A 293-nucleotide genomic window follows, 5' to 3' on the forward strand; every position below is an offset into this window, starting at 1 on the left:
TCCCAGCAATTGCCTTTGCGGCTCATGCTGGGCAGCACGCCGTTCGCTTGCAGCAATTCACGGTAATCGTTCGATCCATAGACGGTTCCCTGGTCGCTGTGGAAGATCAATCCTGCCCTAGACTTTCGCTGTGCCAGCGCCATGTTCAGGGCGGCCATGGGTAAGGTCGTCGCTTGCGTGGCATCCATCGCCCAACCGACGACACGACGGGCAAACAGGTCCAGCACGATGGCCAGATGAAGCCACCCTTCCTTGGTGCGCATGGCTGTCATGTCGCCAACCCAAATCATGTT

The 293-nt window shown here is 58.4% G+C and carries 1 protein-coding gene; it reads right to left on the minus strand.

From position 1 onward, the window contains the following. The coding region (locus SOM28_RS26290) for a DDE-type integrase/transposase/recombinase (protein ID WP_320469967.1) at nt 1-263 on the minus strand (263 nt) is incomplete at its 3' end. Nucleotides 264-293: the final 30 nt, after the last annotated feature.

This window comes from Massilia sp. CFBP9026 (genome assembly GCF_034045165.1).
GTDB classification, from domain to species: Bacteria; Pseudomonadota; Gammaproteobacteria; order Burkholderiales; family Burkholderiaceae_D; genus Telluria; species Telluria arenae.